18 protein-coding genes and 5 pseudogenes are annotated in these 16,159 nt (G+C 41.4%); all 23 read left to right on the plus strand.

The window, feature by feature from the left end:
* The first annotated feature begins 19 nt into the window (after positions 1-19).
* The 23 genes and pseudogenes from codY to fliP all read left to right on the plus strand — a co-directional run bounded on the left by codY (position 20) and on the right by fliP (position 16,156).
* A pseudogene (gene codY, locus JCM19033_RS03710) lies at positions 20-797 on the plus strand (GTP-sensing pleiotropic transcriptional regulator CodY).
* A gap of 371 nt (positions 798-1,168) precedes the next feature.
* Positions 1,169-1,567, plus strand: coding sequence for a flagellar basal body rod protein FlgB (gene flgB / locus JCM19033_RS03715; RefSeq protein ID WP_054635303.1), 399 nt, complete (start codon positions 1,169-1,171; stop codon positions 1,565-1,567).
* Between the two features lies 1 nt (position 1,568).
* Positions 1,569-2,024: a flagellar basal body rod protein FlgC gene (gene flgC / locus JCM19033_RS03720; RefSeq protein ID WP_054635304.1), complete on the plus strand. Its 456-nt coding sequence runs from the start codon at positions 1,569-1,571 to the stop codon at positions 2,022-2,024.
* A gap of 18 nt (positions 2,025-2,042) precedes the next feature.
* A complete protein-coding gene (gene fliE / locus JCM19033_RS03725) occupies positions 2,043-2,336 on the plus strand; it encodes a flagellar hook-basal body complex protein FliE (RefSeq protein ID WP_054635305.1) in 294 nt (97 codons plus the stop codon).
* 42 nt (positions 2,337-2,378) lie between these two features.
* Positions 2,379-3,961: pseudogene (gene fliF, locus JCM19033_RS03730) on the plus strand (flagellar basal-body MS-ring/collar protein FliF).
* A gap of 11 nt (positions 3,962-3,972) precedes the next feature.
* Positions 3,973-4,986: a flagellar motor switch protein FliG gene (gene fliG, locus JCM19033_RS03735; RefSeq protein WP_054635306.1), complete on the plus strand. Its 1,014-nt coding sequence runs from the start codon at positions 3,973-3,975 to the stop codon at positions 4,984-4,986.
* Positions 4,970-5,314: a hypothetical protein gene (locus JCM19033_RS03740; RefSeq protein WP_157049724.1), complete on the plus strand. Its 345-nt coding sequence runs from the start codon at positions 4,970-4,972 to the stop codon at positions 5,312-5,314. The genes fliG and JCM19033_RS03740 overlap by 17 nt, the downstream gene beginning before the upstream one ends.
* 44 nt (positions 5,315-5,358) lie before the next feature.
* Positions 5,359-5,808, plus strand: a pseudogene (gene fliH / locus JCM19033_RS03745) (flagellar assembly protein FliH); the annotation flags it as partial.
* A complete protein-coding gene (gene fliI, locus JCM19033_RS03750; RefSeq protein WP_054635309.1) occupies positions 5,786-7,108 on the plus strand; it encodes a flagellar protein export ATPase FliI in 1,323 nt (440 codons plus the stop codon). The pseudogene fliH and the gene fliI, both read left to right, overlap by 23 nt.
* On the plus strand, positions 7,105-7,542 hold the full coding sequence (gene fliJ / locus JCM19033_RS03755; RefSeq protein WP_054635310.1) for a flagellar export protein FliJ: 438 nt from the start codon (positions 7,105-7,107) through the stop codon (positions 7,540-7,542). Before fliI ends, fliJ begins: the two co-directional genes overlap by 4 nt.
* Before the next feature lie 11 nt (positions 7,543-7,553).
* Positions 7,554-8,135: a MotE family protein gene (locus tag JCM19033_RS03760; RefSeq protein ID WP_054635311.1), complete on the plus strand. Its 582-nt coding sequence runs from the start codon at positions 7,554-7,556 to the stop codon at positions 8,133-8,135.
* 27 nt (positions 8,136-8,162) lie between these two features.
* Entirely contained in the window at positions 8,163-9,740 is a 1,578-nt protein-coding gene (locus tag JCM19033_RS03765; RefSeq protein ID WP_054635312.1) for a flagellar hook-length control protein FliK, read from the plus strand.
* Positions 9,741-9,749: 9 nt separating this feature from the next.
* The gene (flgD, locus tag JCM19033_RS03770; protein ID WP_054635313.1) at positions 9,750-10,205 is read left to right on the plus strand and encodes a flagellar hook assembly protein FlgD; all 456 of its coding nucleotides are present in this window, start codon (positions 9,750-9,752) and stop codon (positions 10,203-10,205) included.
* A gap of 19 nt (positions 10,206-10,224) precedes the next feature.
* On the plus strand, positions 10,225-10,506 hold the full coding sequence (locus JCM19033_RS03775; RefSeq protein ID WP_306301209.1) for a flagellar protein: 282 nt from the start codon (positions 10,225-10,227) through the stop codon (positions 10,504-10,506).
* 35 nt (positions 10,507-10,541) lie between these two features.
* Entirely contained in the window at positions 10,542-10,604 is a 63-nt protein-coding gene (locus tag JCM19033_RS27070; protein WP_306301219.1) for a hypothetical protein, read from the plus strand.
* Positions 10,605-10,683: 79 nt separating this feature from the next.
* Positions 10,684-11,477 (plus strand): annotated as a pseudogene (flgG, locus tag JCM19033_RS03780) (flagellar basal body rod protein FlgG).
* A gap of 52 nt (positions 11,478-11,529) precedes the next feature.
* Entirely contained in the window at positions 11,530-11,748 is a 219-nt protein-coding gene (locus JCM19033_RS03785; RefSeq protein WP_054635418.1) for a flagellar FlbD family protein, read from the plus strand.
* Complete coding sequence (fliL, locus tag JCM19033_RS03790; RefSeq protein WP_054635314.1) at positions 11,745-12,176, plus strand: flagellar basal body-associated protein FliL; 432 nt, start codon at positions 11,745-11,747, stop codon at positions 12,174-12,176. Before JCM19033_RS03785 ends, fliL begins: the two co-directional genes overlap by 4 nt.
* 37 nt (positions 12,177-12,213) lie before the next feature.
* Positions 12,214-13,206, plus strand: coding sequence for a flagellar motor switch protein FliM (gene fliM, locus JCM19033_RS03795; protein ID WP_054635315.1), 993 nt, complete (start codon positions 12,214-12,216; stop codon positions 13,204-13,206).
* On the plus strand, positions 13,199-14,440 hold the full coding sequence (gene fliY, locus JCM19033_RS03800; protein ID WP_269757949.1) for a flagellar motor switch phosphatase FliY: 1,242 nt from the start codon (positions 13,199-13,201) through the stop codon (positions 14,438-14,440). The genes fliM and fliY overlap by 8 nt, the downstream gene beginning before the upstream one ends.
* Before the next feature lie 26 nt (positions 14,441-14,466).
* Complete coding sequence (locus JCM19033_RS03805) at positions 14,467-14,829, plus strand: response regulator (protein ID WP_054635316.1); 363 nt, start codon at positions 14,467-14,469, stop codon at positions 14,827-14,829.
* A gap of 13 nt (positions 14,830-14,842) precedes the next feature.
* The gene (fliO, locus tag JCM19033_RS03810) at positions 14,843-15,478 is read left to right on the plus strand and encodes a flagellar biosynthetic protein FliO (protein WP_054635317.1); all 636 of its coding nucleotides are present in this window, start codon (positions 14,843-14,845) and stop codon (positions 15,476-15,478) included.
* Positions 15,475-16,156 (plus strand): annotated as a pseudogene (fliP, locus tag JCM19033_RS03815) (flagellar type III secretion system pore protein FliP). Before fliO ends, fliP begins: the two are co-directional and overlap by 4 nt.
* Positions 16,157-16,159 lie beyond the last annotated feature (3 nt).

Here is a 16,159-nt window from a genome sequence, read left to right on the forward strand (position 1 = left end):
ATGTCAGGAGGAAAATGGTATGGATCTATTAAATAGATCAAGAAAGATTAATGATATGCTGCAAAAAACAGCTGGAGACCATGTGAATTTTAAAGATATGGCTGAAACAATGAGTGAGGTCATTGATGCCAATATCTTTGTCGTCAGCCGTCGAGGAAAGTTATTGGGTTATTCGTTGAAGCAGGAAATAGAGAACGATCGCATGCAACAGATGCTTGAAGAACGGAAGTTTCCAGAAGAGTACACAACCGGACTTTTTAAGATTGAGGAAACATCTCCTAACCTGGATGTAAATAGTGATTATACAGCATTCCCTATTGAGAACCGTGACCTTTTCAGCTCAGGTTTAACCACCATTGTGCCGATCATTGGGGGAGGACAGCGATTAGGAACTTTAGTGCTTGCCCGTCTTAATGATTCATTTGACGATGACGATCTCATTCTTGCCGAGTACGGTGCAACTGTAGTTGGTATGGAAATCCTCCATGAAAAAACACAGGAGATTGAAGAGGAAGCACGAAGCAAGGCTGTCGTACAAATGGCCATCAGCTCTCTGTCTTATAGTGAACTGGAAGCTGTTGAACATATTTTTGAAGAGCTCGATGGAAAAGAAGGACTCCTTGTAGCGAGTAAAATAGCAGACCGTGTAGGGATTACCCGCTCGGTAATTGTTAATGCACTACGTAAGCTGGAAAGTGCAGGAGTTATTGAATCCCGCTCACTAGATGAAAGGAACGTATATAAAGATCTTAAACGATAAATTTTTAGTGGAGTTGGAGAAGTTAAAAACAAGCTGACTAAATAGTATCTTGAAAAACCAGGGAGCATTGTGCTCCCTGGTTTTTTTAGATCAAAAAGGAAAGCGTTTTCAGCTCTTCGTAAGGTCAATTGCCCAAAAAGAAGGACATTGCTCCTTATCTATTAAGAAAAAAACAGAGGATAACCAAAAATATGGAACATTATTAGGTCAAAGGTACTGAATCTTATAGATCAATGAGGTTGGGTCTTTGCTAGTGATATAGAAAATATTAAGAAGAAAGTTAGACATATCTCACATATTTTAATACAATTTAGCCTATGGTCCTGCGTTTTGCCTGTTATTTTTACAAATATCGCCAAAAATCATCTTTGATAGGAAAAATGTCATACATAATTCGGAGGGGAAGTAATGGATATTTTTAATAACTCCACCTTTCAGCTTTTAGGCCAAGGGCTTCATGGAGCATCAAAGCAGCAAAAGAACATTGCTGACAATATAGCTAATATTGACACTCCTCGTTACAAAGCAAAAAAGACACACTTTAAACATACCCTTAATGAATCACTTCAAAACCTAAATTTGCAATCTCACAAAACAGATGATCGCCATCTTGATTTTGGAGGGTCTCAAAAAGGGGTCTATACCACCGTGAACCAGCATACTACGTTCAATCACAACCTTAATAACGTGGATATAGATTATGAAATGGCTGAATTATCCAAAAATCAGATTTATTATAACGGATTAATAGAACGAATGAACGGAAAATTGAATAGTCTTCAAACCGCTATACGAGGGGGGAGATAATATGTCTCTGTTTCAAGGAATAAACTCTTCTGCATCGGCTCTTACGTCCCAGCGTCTGCGAATGGATGTAGCTTCTGCAAATATGGCTAATGCTGAGACGACCCGGGGCGCTTTTGTAGATGGGGAATGGGAACCATACCGCAGAAAAAATGTGGCTTTCGCACCTAATAGCAGTAATTTTGCTTCCCAATTTCAACAAGCTCTTAAAAGCAATCAACAGGCTGGCGGCGGGGTGAAAGTAACTGAGATTGTGGAAGATGAATCTCCTTTTCGACAGGTGTATCAACCTGAACACCCGGATGCTGACGAAGAAGGATACGTTGCCATGCCAAATGTGGATCCGTTAAAAGAGATGGTAAATATAATGGGAGCTACTCGCTCCTATGAAGCAAATGTCACAGTAATGAACAGTTCAAAAAATATGATGCTGAAAGCTCTTGAAATAGGAAGAGGCTGATAACAAGGAGGAACGGAGATGGAACTGTATTCAATCGGCGACAGCAGAACTCTTGATAACATGCAAACGAAAAAAACGCCCGCTGAAGCTCATCAGTCATTTAAGGAATCCTTTACCCATGCATTAAGCCAGGTCAATGAGACCATGAAGGAATCTGACAAAATGACTGAAAAGCTGGCTGCAGGAAAAGCAGAAAACTTACATGACGTGATGATAGCTGCTCAGAAATCAAGCATTTCCTTACAGGCCACTGTGGAGGTTAGAAACAAAGTAATTGAAGCCTATCAGGAAGTCATGAGAATGCAAGTGTAATAGAATAATTTATTTATTGAAGGTGCGGGAGCTGGAGGCGGCATGAACGAGAAATTTCTCACTTATAAAAATAAAACAATTGAATATTGGCAGCAAAGAACTAAACAACAAAAATTAGCGTTCATTGGGATTCTCTCTTTTTTAATTATCCTCATGGTTCTGGCCATTCTCTTTAGCACCCGGTCTACATACACACCTCTTTACTCAAACCTAACAGTACAGGAAACAGGGCAGATTAAAGAAACTCTCGATGCCCGAGGCATTTCTTCTCAAGTGTCAGATGACGGGACAACGATAAAAGTGCCAGAGGAGTTAGTCGATACACTGAAAGTAGAACTGGCAGCTGAAGGAATTCCTCAAAGCGGCTCCATCGATTACTCATTTGTCGAGGACAGAATGGGTTTTGGAATGACAGACAGCGAGTTTTCAGTGATGGAAAGAGCGGCCATGCAGACAGAACTTGCAAATTTAATTCGGGGAATTGACGGGGTGAATCAGGCGAATGTAATGATCACTCTTCCTGAAGAATCAACATGGGTATCGGATCAGCCTGGGGAAGCCTCGGCTTCGATCGTTCTTCATACTGCTGGGGGATATCAGCCCGACCAGCAGCAAGTTCGGTCATTGTACCACCTGGTTTCAAAAAGTGTCCCAAGCCTTCCTGTGGATAATATCGTCATCATGAACCAGATGTTTGAACATTTTTATTACGAAGACCATCAAACAGACAGTACTTTATCTGCATTTGACCAGCAGCGTTCCATTCAGCGTGAAATTGAACAAGATATTCAAAGAGAGCTGCAGCAAATGCTCGGTACGATGATGGGCCAGGATAAAGTTCTCGTTTCTGTGACAACGGATATAGATTTTACTCAAGAGAATCGAGAAGAGTCTCTGGTTGAGCCAGTTGATGAAGAAAATATGGAAGGTATTGCAGTAAGTGTAGAACGGATAACAGAAACCTATGAAGGAAACGGTGCTCCAGATGGCGGTATTGTTGGTGCAGATGAAGAGGATATCCCTGCTTTTCCAGCAGAAGCTGGAGCAGGGGAGGGTGAATACGAAAGAATAGAAGATCGAATCAATAATGAAGTGAACCGTATCCATCGGGAAATAGTAGAAAGCCTTATAAAGTCAGGGATATCGGTGTCCAGGTTATGGTTGAGCCTCCCGATCCTGAAGATCCGGCTACTCTTCCGGCAGATCGTATAAACGACATACAGGAAATATTGGGAACCATTGTGAGAACAAGCATAGACCAGGAATATACAGCTGATCTTACTGAAGCGGATATCGAGGATAAGATCTTTGTTTCCTCGCAGCCATTTATTGGAAAAGTTGAAATGGAGCCTGAGCAAGGTGCAGGCATTCCTGTGTGGCTTTATATTGCAGGCGGCGTGTTAATAGCAGTCATCATTTTGCTTATTATTCTTCTCCTCCGATCCAGAAGACAAGTAATTGAGGAAGAAGAATTGATGGAAACTACAATTTCCAGTGAATATGAAGACTTGCCAGAGCCGGAAGAAACAGAAGAAGAGGCAAAAAGAAAGCAGCTTGAAAGAATGGCTAAAGAGCGGCCGGAAGAATTTTCTAAATTACTGCGCACTTGGCTTTCAGATGATTAGGAGGGTGGAAAATGATTAAGAAAAAAAGCGGGTTAACGGGAAAACAAAAAGCTGCTATCCTTCTCATTTCATTGGGTCCTGATGTGTCGGCTCAGGTGTATAAGCAATTAACAGAAGAAGAGATTGAAAAGGTAACGTTAGAAATAGCAAACGTGCGAAAAGTGGAAAGTGAAATAAAGGCCACCGTCCTTGAGGAATTTCATCAAATTGTAATGGCACAGGATTATATTTCCCAAGGAGGCATTGGTTACGCGAAAAGCGTTTTGGAGAAAGCTCTTGGAGAAAATGAGGCGATGGAGGTTATTGAGCGTCTTACCTCCACCCTGCAAGTCAGGCCATTTGATTTTGCCCGCAAGGCTGACCCGTCCCAGATTTTAAATTTTATCCAGAACGAACATCCGCAGACCATTGCTTTAATTCTTTCTTACTTGGAATCTGTTCAAGCGGGCCAGATCTTATCGGAGCTTCCCGAGGAACTTCAAGCTGATGTTGCAAAAAGGATTGCTCTGATGGATAGCACTTCACCGGAAATTGTGAATGAAGTGGAATCCATACTTGAAAAGAAACTCTCTGCAACAGTGGTGCAGGATTATACGGAAGCCGGAGGGGTGGAATCTGTCGTAGAAGTGTTAAATAGCGTAGACCGGAGCACAGAACGCACCATACTGGAATCCCTGGAAATTCAAGATCCGGAATTAGCAGACGAGATCAAGAAAAGAATGTTTGTATTTGAAGATATTGTTACACTCGATAACCGCTCAATTCAGCGAGTGATCAGGGAAGTGGAAAATGATGATCTTCAACTCGCTCTTAAGGTGGCAAGTGATGAAGTGAAGGACATCATCTTTAATAATATGTCACAACGAATGTCTGAAACGTTTAAAGAAGAAATGGAGTTTATGGGACCTGTGAGACTTCGTGACGTTGAAGAAGCTCAAAGTAGAATTGTAGGTTCAGTAAGGACCTTAGAAGAAGCCGGCGAGATTGTCATTGCGCGAGGGGGTGGAGATGACATTGTCGTTTAGGGTGATCAAAGGGAAAGCAGATTTTTCTCATGGCAGTCACACACCTTTGCCAAGGCAAATATCGATTAAGAAGCTTTCTTCTTCTCAAGGGGAGAGGAAGGAAGAATTCGGGCCGGCACAATCAGAATATTCCCCAGAAGATGAGATAGCCGCAGCAGCGAAAGAAAAAGAAAAGATAATCAGTGAAGCGTTAAAAGAGAGAGAACGAATGATCAGGCAGGCTTACGATGAAGCTGACAGAATACAAATGGCGGTAAGCCAGGAAGAAGAAAGTTCTAAGCAGCGTATTCAGCTTGCGTATGAAGAAGCAAGAGAAAAAGGTTTTTAGAAGGGTATGAAGCTGGAAAACAGGAAGGGAAAGAAGAGTATGTAACTGCGGTCGATGATGCTAAACATTTAATTCAACAGGCAAAGCAAGAATATATCCGTTACCTTGAAGAAGCTGAGCCTGTTATTTTAAATATCGCTCTTGCAGTGGCAGACCGCATCTTGTACCAGGCACTCGAAGATGAGCCTGAAAGGTGGACAGATATTGTAAAGAAAGCTGTCCAGGAAGTGAAAGAGCAAGAAGAAGTTACTATATTTGTTCCCCCATCCCAATTTGAGCAAATACAACAACAGACTGAGGAAATCAAAGAGCTTCTTAGCTATTCACAAATGCTCAGAATATACCCTGACAGTCAGTTAGATTCCGGAGGATGTGTGATTGAAACCTCTTATGGAAGACTGGATGCCTCATTGGATAGTCAGTTAAAGGAACTAAAAGAGCAGCTGATTGAAGTGCTGAAGGAGGAGGCTCATGAAAGCAGCCGAGCTCATTGAGGAAATTAAAGAATTAAGCCCTTATAAAAAACTTGGAAAAGTGACAAAAGTGGTAGGGCTGACTATTGAATCAAGAGGACCTCATACCTCAGTAGGAGATTTATGCAAAATCCATGTTTCAAAGGCAAAAGAACCAGTTCTGGCTGAAGTTGTTGGGTTTAAAGAAAAAAGCGTACTTTTAATGCCCCTGACAACTACGAAAAACATTTCTCCCGGATGCCTGGTAGAATCAACCCGCAAGCCCTTGGAAATAAAAGCCGGACGGGGCCTGATAGGGGAAGTGCTTGATGGCTGCGGACAGTTACTAAGTGGAAGAGAATTGCCTAAAGGGCTTTCCTCGATCCCTACAGAACAAGATCCGCCAAACCCTTTGCAAAGGCCAAGGATAACAGAGCCTTTATCTCTAGGAGTAAAAGCGATAGACGGTCTCCTTACTGTAGGAAAGGGCCAGCGTGTCGGGGTATTTGCAGGGAGTGGAGTCGGCAAAAGCACATTGCTTGCTATGATTACAAAAAACTCTGAAGCTGATGTGAATGTAATTGCTTTAATTGGTGAAAGAGGAAGAGAAGTAAAGGATTTTATTGAACGTGATTTGGGAGAAGAAGGATTAAAAAAGTCTGTAATTGTAGCTGCCACCTCCGATCAGCCTGCTTTAATGAGAATTAAAGGAGCAATGACCGCGACAGCGATTGCGGAATATTTTCGGAGCCAGGGCCTTCATGTCAATTTACTTATGGATTCTGTCACCCGTTTTGCAATGGCTCAAAGAGAAGTTGGTTTGGCGATTGGTGAGCCTCCTACGACCAAAGGATATACTCCATCGGTTTTTGCTATGCTTCCCAGGCTTTTAGAGAGAGCTGGCACAGATGAGAGAGGGTCAATCACTGCTTTTTATACGGTCTTAGTAGATGGAGACGATATGAATGAACCGATTGCAGATGCTGTGAGAGGGATTTTAGACGGACATATGGTGCTTGACAGAGAGTTGGCGAATAAAGGCCATTATCCAGCCATCCACGTTTTAAAAAGCATAAGCCGGGTGATGGGAGATATCACTCATTCAACGCATCAGGAGTCAGCTGAAAACTTACGGTATTTATTGTCAACGTATTACGATTCCGAAGACCTCATCAATATCGGCGCCTATAAAAAAGGTTCTTCCTCTCACATAGATGAAGCGATCGATGCGTACCCGGATATATTGACCTTTCTTCAACAAAGAACAGATGAAAAATATACATATGAAGAAATCATTAAGGCTCTACAAAAGCGATTTGAAGGGGGAGGAGTTCAGGCATGAGCTTTCAATTTTCATTGAAAAAATTACTTGAAATGAAAGAAAACGCCCGAGTGTCAGCTGAAGAGGAATACAGCCGTTCTGTTACTAAATTTGAGGAAAAAGCTACACATCTGTATCACCTCCTAAAAAGAAAAGAAGAGGCTGAAGCCTTTTACGGAGAAAAAATGAAGCACGGCATGCCAATCCATGAACTTCAAACGGCAGAATCTTCTCTCATGCTTCTACACCAGGACGTCATGAAAGCAAAGGTGTCAGCCGATCATGCCAGAGTGTTGATGAATTCCAAAAAAAATGAAATGCAGTACGCGTTTATAGAGTATAAGAAATATGAGAGGATTCGTGAGCATAAAAGACGAGAGTATGAGTATGGCTTGAAAAAAGAAGAAGAGAAAATAATGGACGAAATTTCTATTCAGAAATATGCAGCACGGTGAGGGAAAAAAGAATGGGTAAAAATAGTGGAAATAATAAAGAAAGGGAAGGAGCAAGCAAGCTTCAATGGATTTTGCTTATTATTATCATCCCAGGATTTTTTGCCATGGTTGTGGGCCTTGTGATTCTCTCTTTTCTAGGCTTTAGCATTGCAGAACCAGCCAAGAATATCGCATCTAACATCCCGGTTATTTCATCACTTGTAGATTCAAGAGAGGGAGCTGAAGCAGAAGAACATGAAAGAGAGGATATGATTGCTACCATTGAAGAGCAAGAACAGAGAATCTATCAACTAGAACAAGAACTTGAAGCAAGTGAAGGTGCCCTTCAAGAGCTGGAGGAAAGTATAGAAGCAGAGGAAAATGAGGAACAAGAAGACGCAGAAATTGAGGGGGGACAGGCTGAAATCAAAGAGCTTGCCAGGGTTTATGAATCGATGTCTCCTAAAAGAGCTGCAGCCATTTTAGGAGAGATGAGTACTGCTGACATCATCATTCATATGAGTGAGATGAGAACGGAGAGCAGAGGCCAGATTTTAGCTAAGATGGAGCCGGAGCAGGCTGCTGAAGTGATGGCAGCTTTATCTTATCAATGATCTATATGGTGAAAGGAGGTGAACTTTATGAATGATGTAATGATGGGTCAGTTGTTTTCTAAAGAAGTTATGCCCCAGCAGCTTGCAGAGGAAAAAGTCAATCCCTTGTCTGAACACAATGAAGGCTTTTCTGTTTTGCTGACAGCTTTGCTCTCTTCTCCTTTCCAAGATAACGAAAATTCCTTGTCACTAGACGACTCTTCGTACCAGCAGGAGGAGATTCATGCAGAATGGGAGATATTCATTCAAGCCATAGAAGGGCTGGCTGAAAAGCTTGAAAAAAAGTGGGAGAGGAAACTAGAACCCTCTATGGGAACCTCCTTGCCTGAGTGGGAGCATCAGTTTGATCAATTGCCGCTTCTTGTACAAGAAGCAATTACGAAAATGATGAAGGAAGAGACAAGCCTGCTCGATGTTGTTTCGGAAGTTTCCCAAATGAAGCGGGGAGGAAACAAAACCTCTATTGTGGACCTTCCATTACCCACTCAAGGCAAAGAGATTCTCTCTGACAGCATCCATCCTACTACCGAAGGCAAAGAGATTCTCTCTGACAACATCTATTCAATTACTGAAGGCAAAGAAATAGACTCTGACGGTTTCCTTGGAAAAACAGGGGAAAATATGACGCCAACCCCATTACCCCTGAAGCTGCTTTCCCTGTCGTCTATAGAGGAGTCCATGATAGAGAATAAACCGTTTGAAGAAGAGGAAAGCGTAAAGGAAGCCGTCAAGGTATTGACTGCAGCGGGACTTTTTGTCTTACAGGAGGAGGGTGTTCCCATTGAGGCCCTAGTTCGAGAATTGCCCCTTTCTCAACAGCAGGGCTTTCTTGTTTCAATGGGTGGTTTGTTCCCGGAAAGCAGGACTATTTCAGAGGCTTTACGTCAGATTTCACCGAATCCAGGTGAGAATACCAATAATAGCGAAAGAGGAAATCAGCTTCACCGGTATATCAACGATCCTCCCCCTTTTTTCAAAACTGTGGATAAAAAGAATGGTAGAGAAACACAAAGAGGGGAAATCATGCCGGCAGCAAAGGAATTATTTCCTAAAAGTCACAGTCAGTCGCCTGCGCAGCTTCCTTTGTCCGTTAGTACCTCTGAAGGAATGACAACAGGCAGTAAAGCTGAACAGCTGTACATTTATCTTGGGGAAAACAAGACCACATACAGGCGGCAGCAGGAGTTTATAAGACAGTTTCAGGAAATCATGGGCCGCTCCAACCTCCAACAGCTTTCAAATGGCCAGCAGCAGCTGTCAATAAAGCTGTTCCCTGAAAACTTAGGCCGACTGGACATTCAGTTCACCCATGTAGATGGTAAGTTAGCAGCCAGAATGATTGTGTCTTCTTCTGGTGCAAGAGAGTTAATTGAATCACAAATCTCCCAGCTTCGTCTTCTCTTTCAGCAGCAAAATCTTTCTGTAGAAAAAATTGAAATAGCCCAGCACCCTTCCTGGGACGACGATAAAGAAGAAAAGGAATCTTCTTCTCAAAAGGATAGAAGAGATACTGATCAAGAGGAAAAGCAAGAAGAAGAAAATGATCCTAGAAGACAAGAATTTGCTGACTTTCTAGAAAAGGAAAGGATAAATACTGAGATCTAAGGGGGAGCCATGACAAATACGATACATTCATCCTTTGGTATTGCTGAGCAGCACAATGTACCTGTTAAAGAAGCTCAAGGCAATATTATGGGAAAAGATGATTTTCTCAGAATTCTTATTACCCAGCTTCAAAATCAGGATCCATTAAATCCAATGGAAGATAAAGAGTTTATTGCACAGATGGCCAATTTTTCTTCATTAGAGCAGATGACCAATATGAACAAAACTCTTGAACGTTTTATCACATCACAACAAAGCAGCGCGCTTGTTCAAAATAGTGAACTTATAGGAAGAAAAGTCACCTGGGAACGTGAAGTAGAGGTGGATGAACATAGGACCCAAACAGTTGCAGAACAACATGGAGTTCTTTCCGTAAAACAAGAAAAAGACGGAACCATCCGGGTCCTGCTTGATAACAACCGTTGGGTTACAAATAAACAAATTATTGAAATTCACGGGCAATAGCAAGTGAAAGGCGGAAAAAATGAGTATTCCTATTCAATCTTATGGATTGCATCAATTGCCTCATCCTCAAAATCATATTCCCGAAAATAATAAGATTGAAACATCTTATTTTCAGAAATTGTTTACAGAAGAACTCGCCGGGCCTACTAGTTTAAAAATCAGCAAACATGCTGATAAACGGCTTGCTGCAAGAGAGGTAACAATTTCGCCTGAGCAATGGAAAAAGATCGACGAACAAATAAAAAACGCAAAGAAAAAGGGAGTAAATGAATCGCTGGTTCTCACTGATAAGCTGCATTAATAGTAAGCGCCAAAAATGAGACAGTTATTACAGCAATGAATAGACAGGAAGCAAACGGTCAAATATTTACAAACATAAATGGGACAATTGTTTTATAGAAGGCCCGACCTGCCAAGGAAGCCTTTAGCTGTAGATCGACTGATACAGTGAGTTTCAAAACAGAGGGAGGAAAAGCATATGCTTCGTTCAATGTATTCTGGAATATCAGGAATGAACAATTTTCAAACGAAATTAGATGTCATAGGAAATAACATTGCTAATGTAAATACTTTTGGTTTTAAAAAAGGAAGAACGACGTTTAAGGATATGGTGAGCCAACAGATGGCGGGTGCCACTGGACCGCAGGCAGGGCAAGGAGGAACAAATCCAATTCAGGTAGGCCTGGGATCTCAGATTGGCTCTATTGATACGATCATGACCCAGGGGAGCCTTCAAAATACGAACAGGGAGCTTGATTTAGGAATCTCTGGAGACGGCTTTTTTACTGTAACAGATGGAGATGCTGACTATTATACGAGAGCGGGGAATTTCTACTTAGATGAAGACGGTTCTATTGTAAACAGTGAAGGCATGTACTGGTAGGTGCTGGCGGAGCCTCTCCTATTACAGTACCTGCTACATCTCAAAGCTTTAGTATCGGCCAGGATGGAACAGTTAATATCATTAACGAAAATGGAGACCTTGTCGCAGGCGGTCAGGTAGGTCTTGCTATTTTTGATAATCCGGAAGGCCTTTCCAAAATAGGCGGGAATCTTTATCAGGAAACAGCCAACTCAGGACCGGCAGTACCTGGAGCTCCTGCCGCAGGGGGGGCAGGAAGCCTTGTTGCTGGAACATTGGAAATGTCCAACGTTGATTTATCAGAGGAATTTACAGAAATGATAGTCTCTCAAAGAGGTTTCCAGGCTAATACGAGAATCATTACAACCTCAGATGAAATTCTGCAAGAATTAGTCAATTTAAAACGGTAATTTATAACAAAGGGAGGGCAGAGCTGCGAACTCTTTGGCTCTGATGACGAATATGATTGAACTAACAAGGTTAAATGGGCAGACTTTTTATCTTCACGCCCTGTTAATAGAACAGATTCAAGCCTTTCCTGATACTACCATTCTTCTCACGAACGGAAAATCTATTATCGTCAAAGAATCGATGACAGGAGTAAATGAAAAAATGCAGGCTTTTTATTCCTCTATCGGCTTAGTCGGTACAACGGCCATGAAAGGAGGAGATAAGGAATGAAAAAAAATAAACTTCTCAGTATTATGGCCGTTATGCTTGTATCCATTACGTTATTAGGCGTGCTGGCGATCGTTCTTTTTAATTACCTTTCTGACGACCAGGAAGTAACCGCTGAACCAAGTATTGAGGAAGTGATTGAAAACTCCTGGGAGACAGAGGAAATTACAACCAATCTATCCTCTAACCATTTTATTCGAGCCCAATTCAGGATTCATCTGGATGCCAAGCATACCAGAGAGGAAATTAAGCAAAGAGATTTTCAAGTTAACAATTTGATTATCCGAGAATTGGCCAACCTTAAAGCGAGCGACCTTCAAAGTAAAGAAGGAATTGAAGAGTTAGAAGCTTCGCTTGTTGAGCAATTAAATGAAATGGTAGAAGACGGCAAAGTAGTGAACGTGTATACAACTCAGCGGATGATCCAATAAAAGAATTCTATTGGAATAGGGAAAAGAGGTGAGCGATTTGGCAGATGTGTTATCACAAAATGAAATTGATGCATTACTTTCAGCGATCTCTACTGGAGAGATGGATGCAGAGGAACTGCGAAAGGAAGAAGAAAAACAAAAAATTCACACCTATGACTTTAAAAGAGCGGTGCGATTTTCAAAGGATCAGATCAGGAGCTTATCAAGAATACATGAAAATTTTGCCCGCCTGCTCACCACTACCTTTTCAGCACAGCTTCGAACCTTTGTGCAGATATCTGTAGCCTCTGTAGACCAATTGCCTTACGAAGAATTTATTTCCTCTATTCCTCAAATGACGTTGTTAAATGTTTTTGAGCCATACCCGTTAGAAGGCAGGTTTTTAGTCGAAGTAAATCCTAACATTGGCTATGTCATGCTGGATCGGATGCTTGGCGGAAAAGGAGCCAGCTTTAATAAAATTGATACGTTAACAGAAATTGAAACTAGAATACTAAAGCAGCTTTTTCAAAGAATGCTTGAAACGTTTCAAGAAGCCTGGGAATCTGTGATCAGTATTGAGGCTGAAATGCATGCATTAGAGGTTAACCCTCAGTTTCTGCAAATGGTATCTCCAAATGAAACAGTGGTGGTAATTTCCTTGTCTACGACAATTAATGAAGCTTCCGGGATGATAAATATTTGTCTTCCTCATGTAGTACTTGAAGAAATTCTGCCAAAGCTCTCTGTGCATTACTGGATGCAGACCAAAAAGCAAAAAAGAGACAGCAATCATGAAAAAGCTTTGCAGGCAACCGTTCAAAAAGCTCCGCTTACTGTTCAAGCTTTGCTTGGGCATTCGCAAATTTCTATTGAAGACTTTCTTCAGTTGAGTCCTGGCGATGTTATTCAATTAAATCAGGGTATTCATGAACCCTTAGAAATACATGTTGAGGGAGAGAAAAAGTATTATGGGCAGCCTGGCAAGATGAAAAACAAAATGGCCGTCCAAGTAACCAGGGAGTTTGAGGAGGGGAAGAAAATTGAATGATGATATGCTCTCTCAAGAGGAGATCAATGAGCTGTTAAAAGGTGTAAACGGTGATAGTGATGAGACAGAAACAACAGATTCTACGGCCTTAAATAATCAAAAAGAAGAAGAAAGAGAGAGAAATATAGAATCCTATTTAACGCCCATTGAACAAGACGCATTGGGAGAAATAGGGAATATTTCCTTTGGCAGCGCAGCAACCGCTTTGTCTCAATTGCTTAACCAAAAGGTGGAAATTACGACCCCTGTAGTTTCAGCAGTGGCTATGCATGAGCTGCAGACTGAATTTCCGGAGCCATGTCTTTCCGTGAATGTAGAGTACACAGAAGGGTTTCAAGGAACAAATCTTTTAGTTATTAAAAGCAGTGATGCTTCTATTATTGCTGATCTAATGATGGGCGGAAGCGGTTCAGTTGAAGATAAAGAGCTTGGTGAAATGGAAATTAGTGCCGTGCAAGAGGCTATGAACCAAATGATGGGGTCAGCTTCAACGTCGATGTCTGCCATCTTTGGGAAACGAGTGGATATTACTCCCCCTGGAATTGAAATATTAGACGCTGAAACAAAAGAATCACCTGCTGATGACGAAGAAATGATAGTGAAAATATCTTTTCGTTTAAAGGTCGGAGAATTGATTGATTCCTCTATTATGCAAGTAGTCACCATTCCTTTTGCTAAAAAAATGATAAGTGAACTGATGGAGACTGAAGAACCTGATGGCGAGAGTAAGCCGTCTTCTGACACCAAGGGGCAAGAAGTAACCACACGTGAGACCTTAGCCAATAAGGAAGATTTTACTCAACATACAAAGAAAGCTGAGGATTTCATCAGCAGAGAGGCTCTTCAAGAAACAGCTGCGGCCAGGTCTGACAGTTACAATGGCGGACCGGAAAACTTTCATTCCGAGCCGGACAGGGAAGTCCAAACTGCAGTATTCTCTAACTTTGAAGAGAGGGAAGGGAAAGCTGCGGAGCCAAAGAACCTGGATATGCTGTTGGACATACCACTTGACGTTACCGTAGAGCTCGGCAGGACAAAACGATCAATCAAAGACATTCTCGCCCTCTCTCATGGATCAATCATTGAACTCGATAAATTAGCCGGAGAGCCTATTGATATTTTAGTAAATCAAAAGCTGATAGCCAAAGGAGAGGTAGTGGTGATTGAAGAGAACTTTGGTGTCAGAGTGACAGATATTATCAGTCAAAAAGATAGAATAAAAAATTTAAATTAAGCAGAGATATGAAAGGGGATATTAGCATGGGACAATCTGTATTAATAGTTGATGATGCATCTTTTATGAGGATGATGATTAAAGACATTCTGGTTAAAAATGGTTTTGAGATTGCCGGTGAGGCTCAAAATGGCGAGGAAGCTGTGGAGAGGTATAAAGAGCTATCCCCTGACCTGGTTACAATGGATATTACTATGCCTGAAAAAGATGGGGTAGCGGCATTAAAAGAAATCAAAGCTTTTGATGGCAATGCCAAAGTCATCATGTGTTCAGCTATGGGCCAGCAATCAATGGTAATAGATGCTATTCAAGCAGGTGCAAAGGACTTTATCGTGAAGCCTTTTCAGGCAGACCGTGTGATTGAAGCGATTAAAAAAACGTTAGGATAAAGTGTCGCCTCTTATGAAAAATATTTTCGGTTTATTAATAATGATATGTTTTCTACTTATTTATTTCATGCCGCCCGGCTCCGTTTTTGCTGAAAGTAGTGAAAATGGAACGGTAAATGATTGGCTTCAAAATCAAGAGGAAGAGGGTTCGTTGTCTGATGCAAGTTCAGACAATGAACCTGTCTTAGCAGAAAGAAATCCTTTTCTCATGTTTGCTCAAATGATAGGCGCTCTCTTGTTTGTTATCGGCTTAATGTACATTCTTTTAAAGTTTATTAGTAAAAAAACAAAATCTTATCACTCTGCCCGCACGCTTCAAAACATAGGAGGGGTGCCTCTTGGAAATCACAAATCTGTCCAGCTGGTGAAGGTAGGAAATCGCCTTCTTGTCGTCGGGGTGGGTGACTCTATTCATCTATTAAAAGAAATAAAAAATGAAGAAGAAATACAAGAAATTTTGAACAATGAAGACGGGCAAAACGATGAAGCCATGGAAAAAGCCACAGACTGGCTTCAAACCAAAATTCTGCGTAAGAAGCAGGATGACGATAACGTTAAACCTTTTCAATCTCTTTTAAACAGCCGTCTGGGTGAGTTAAAGGAAGCAAGAGAACAGGCGGGCCGCCGGGAAAAGGAGAGGGAACAATGATTATCTTTCTTCCAGCAGTAGATATTGGCAACCTGTTAAGCGATGATCCAGAAGACCTGGCAACCACCATACAGCTGATAATTATGTTAACGATCCTTTCACTGGCCCCTGCTATTTTAATTTTAATGACTTGCTTTACAAGAATCGTGGTGGTGCTCTCTTTTGTGAGAATGGGAATTGCTACTCAGCAGATGCCTCCCAATCAGGTGTTGATTAGTTTAGCCTTATTTTTAACCTTTTTTATTATGGCCCCTGTGTTTTCTCAAATAAATGATGAAGCGTTAACCCCTTTATTTGAGGGTGAAATTACACAAGAAGAAGCATTCCAGGAAGCAGCGTCACCAATAAAGGAATTTATGGCCCAGCACACCAGGGAAAAGGATTTGGCCCTGTTCATGGGGTACGCGGGTCTTGAAAGACCTGAATCACTCGATGATGTCCCTTTAACAGCTCTTATCCCTGCGTTTGCTATAAGTGAACTTAAAACGGCTTTTCAGATCGGCTTTTTAATTTTTTGTCCCTTTTTTAGTCATTGACATGATAGTGGCCAGTGTTCTTATGTCGATGGGAATGATGATGCTTCCCCCGGTGATGATTTCACTTCCATTTAAAATTTTGTTATTTGTTTTGGTTGATGGATGGTATTTAATTGTTGAATCTTTGCTTTTAAGTTATTAAAGG

The sequence above is a fragment of the Thalassobacillus sp. C254 genome (assembly GCF_001310615.1).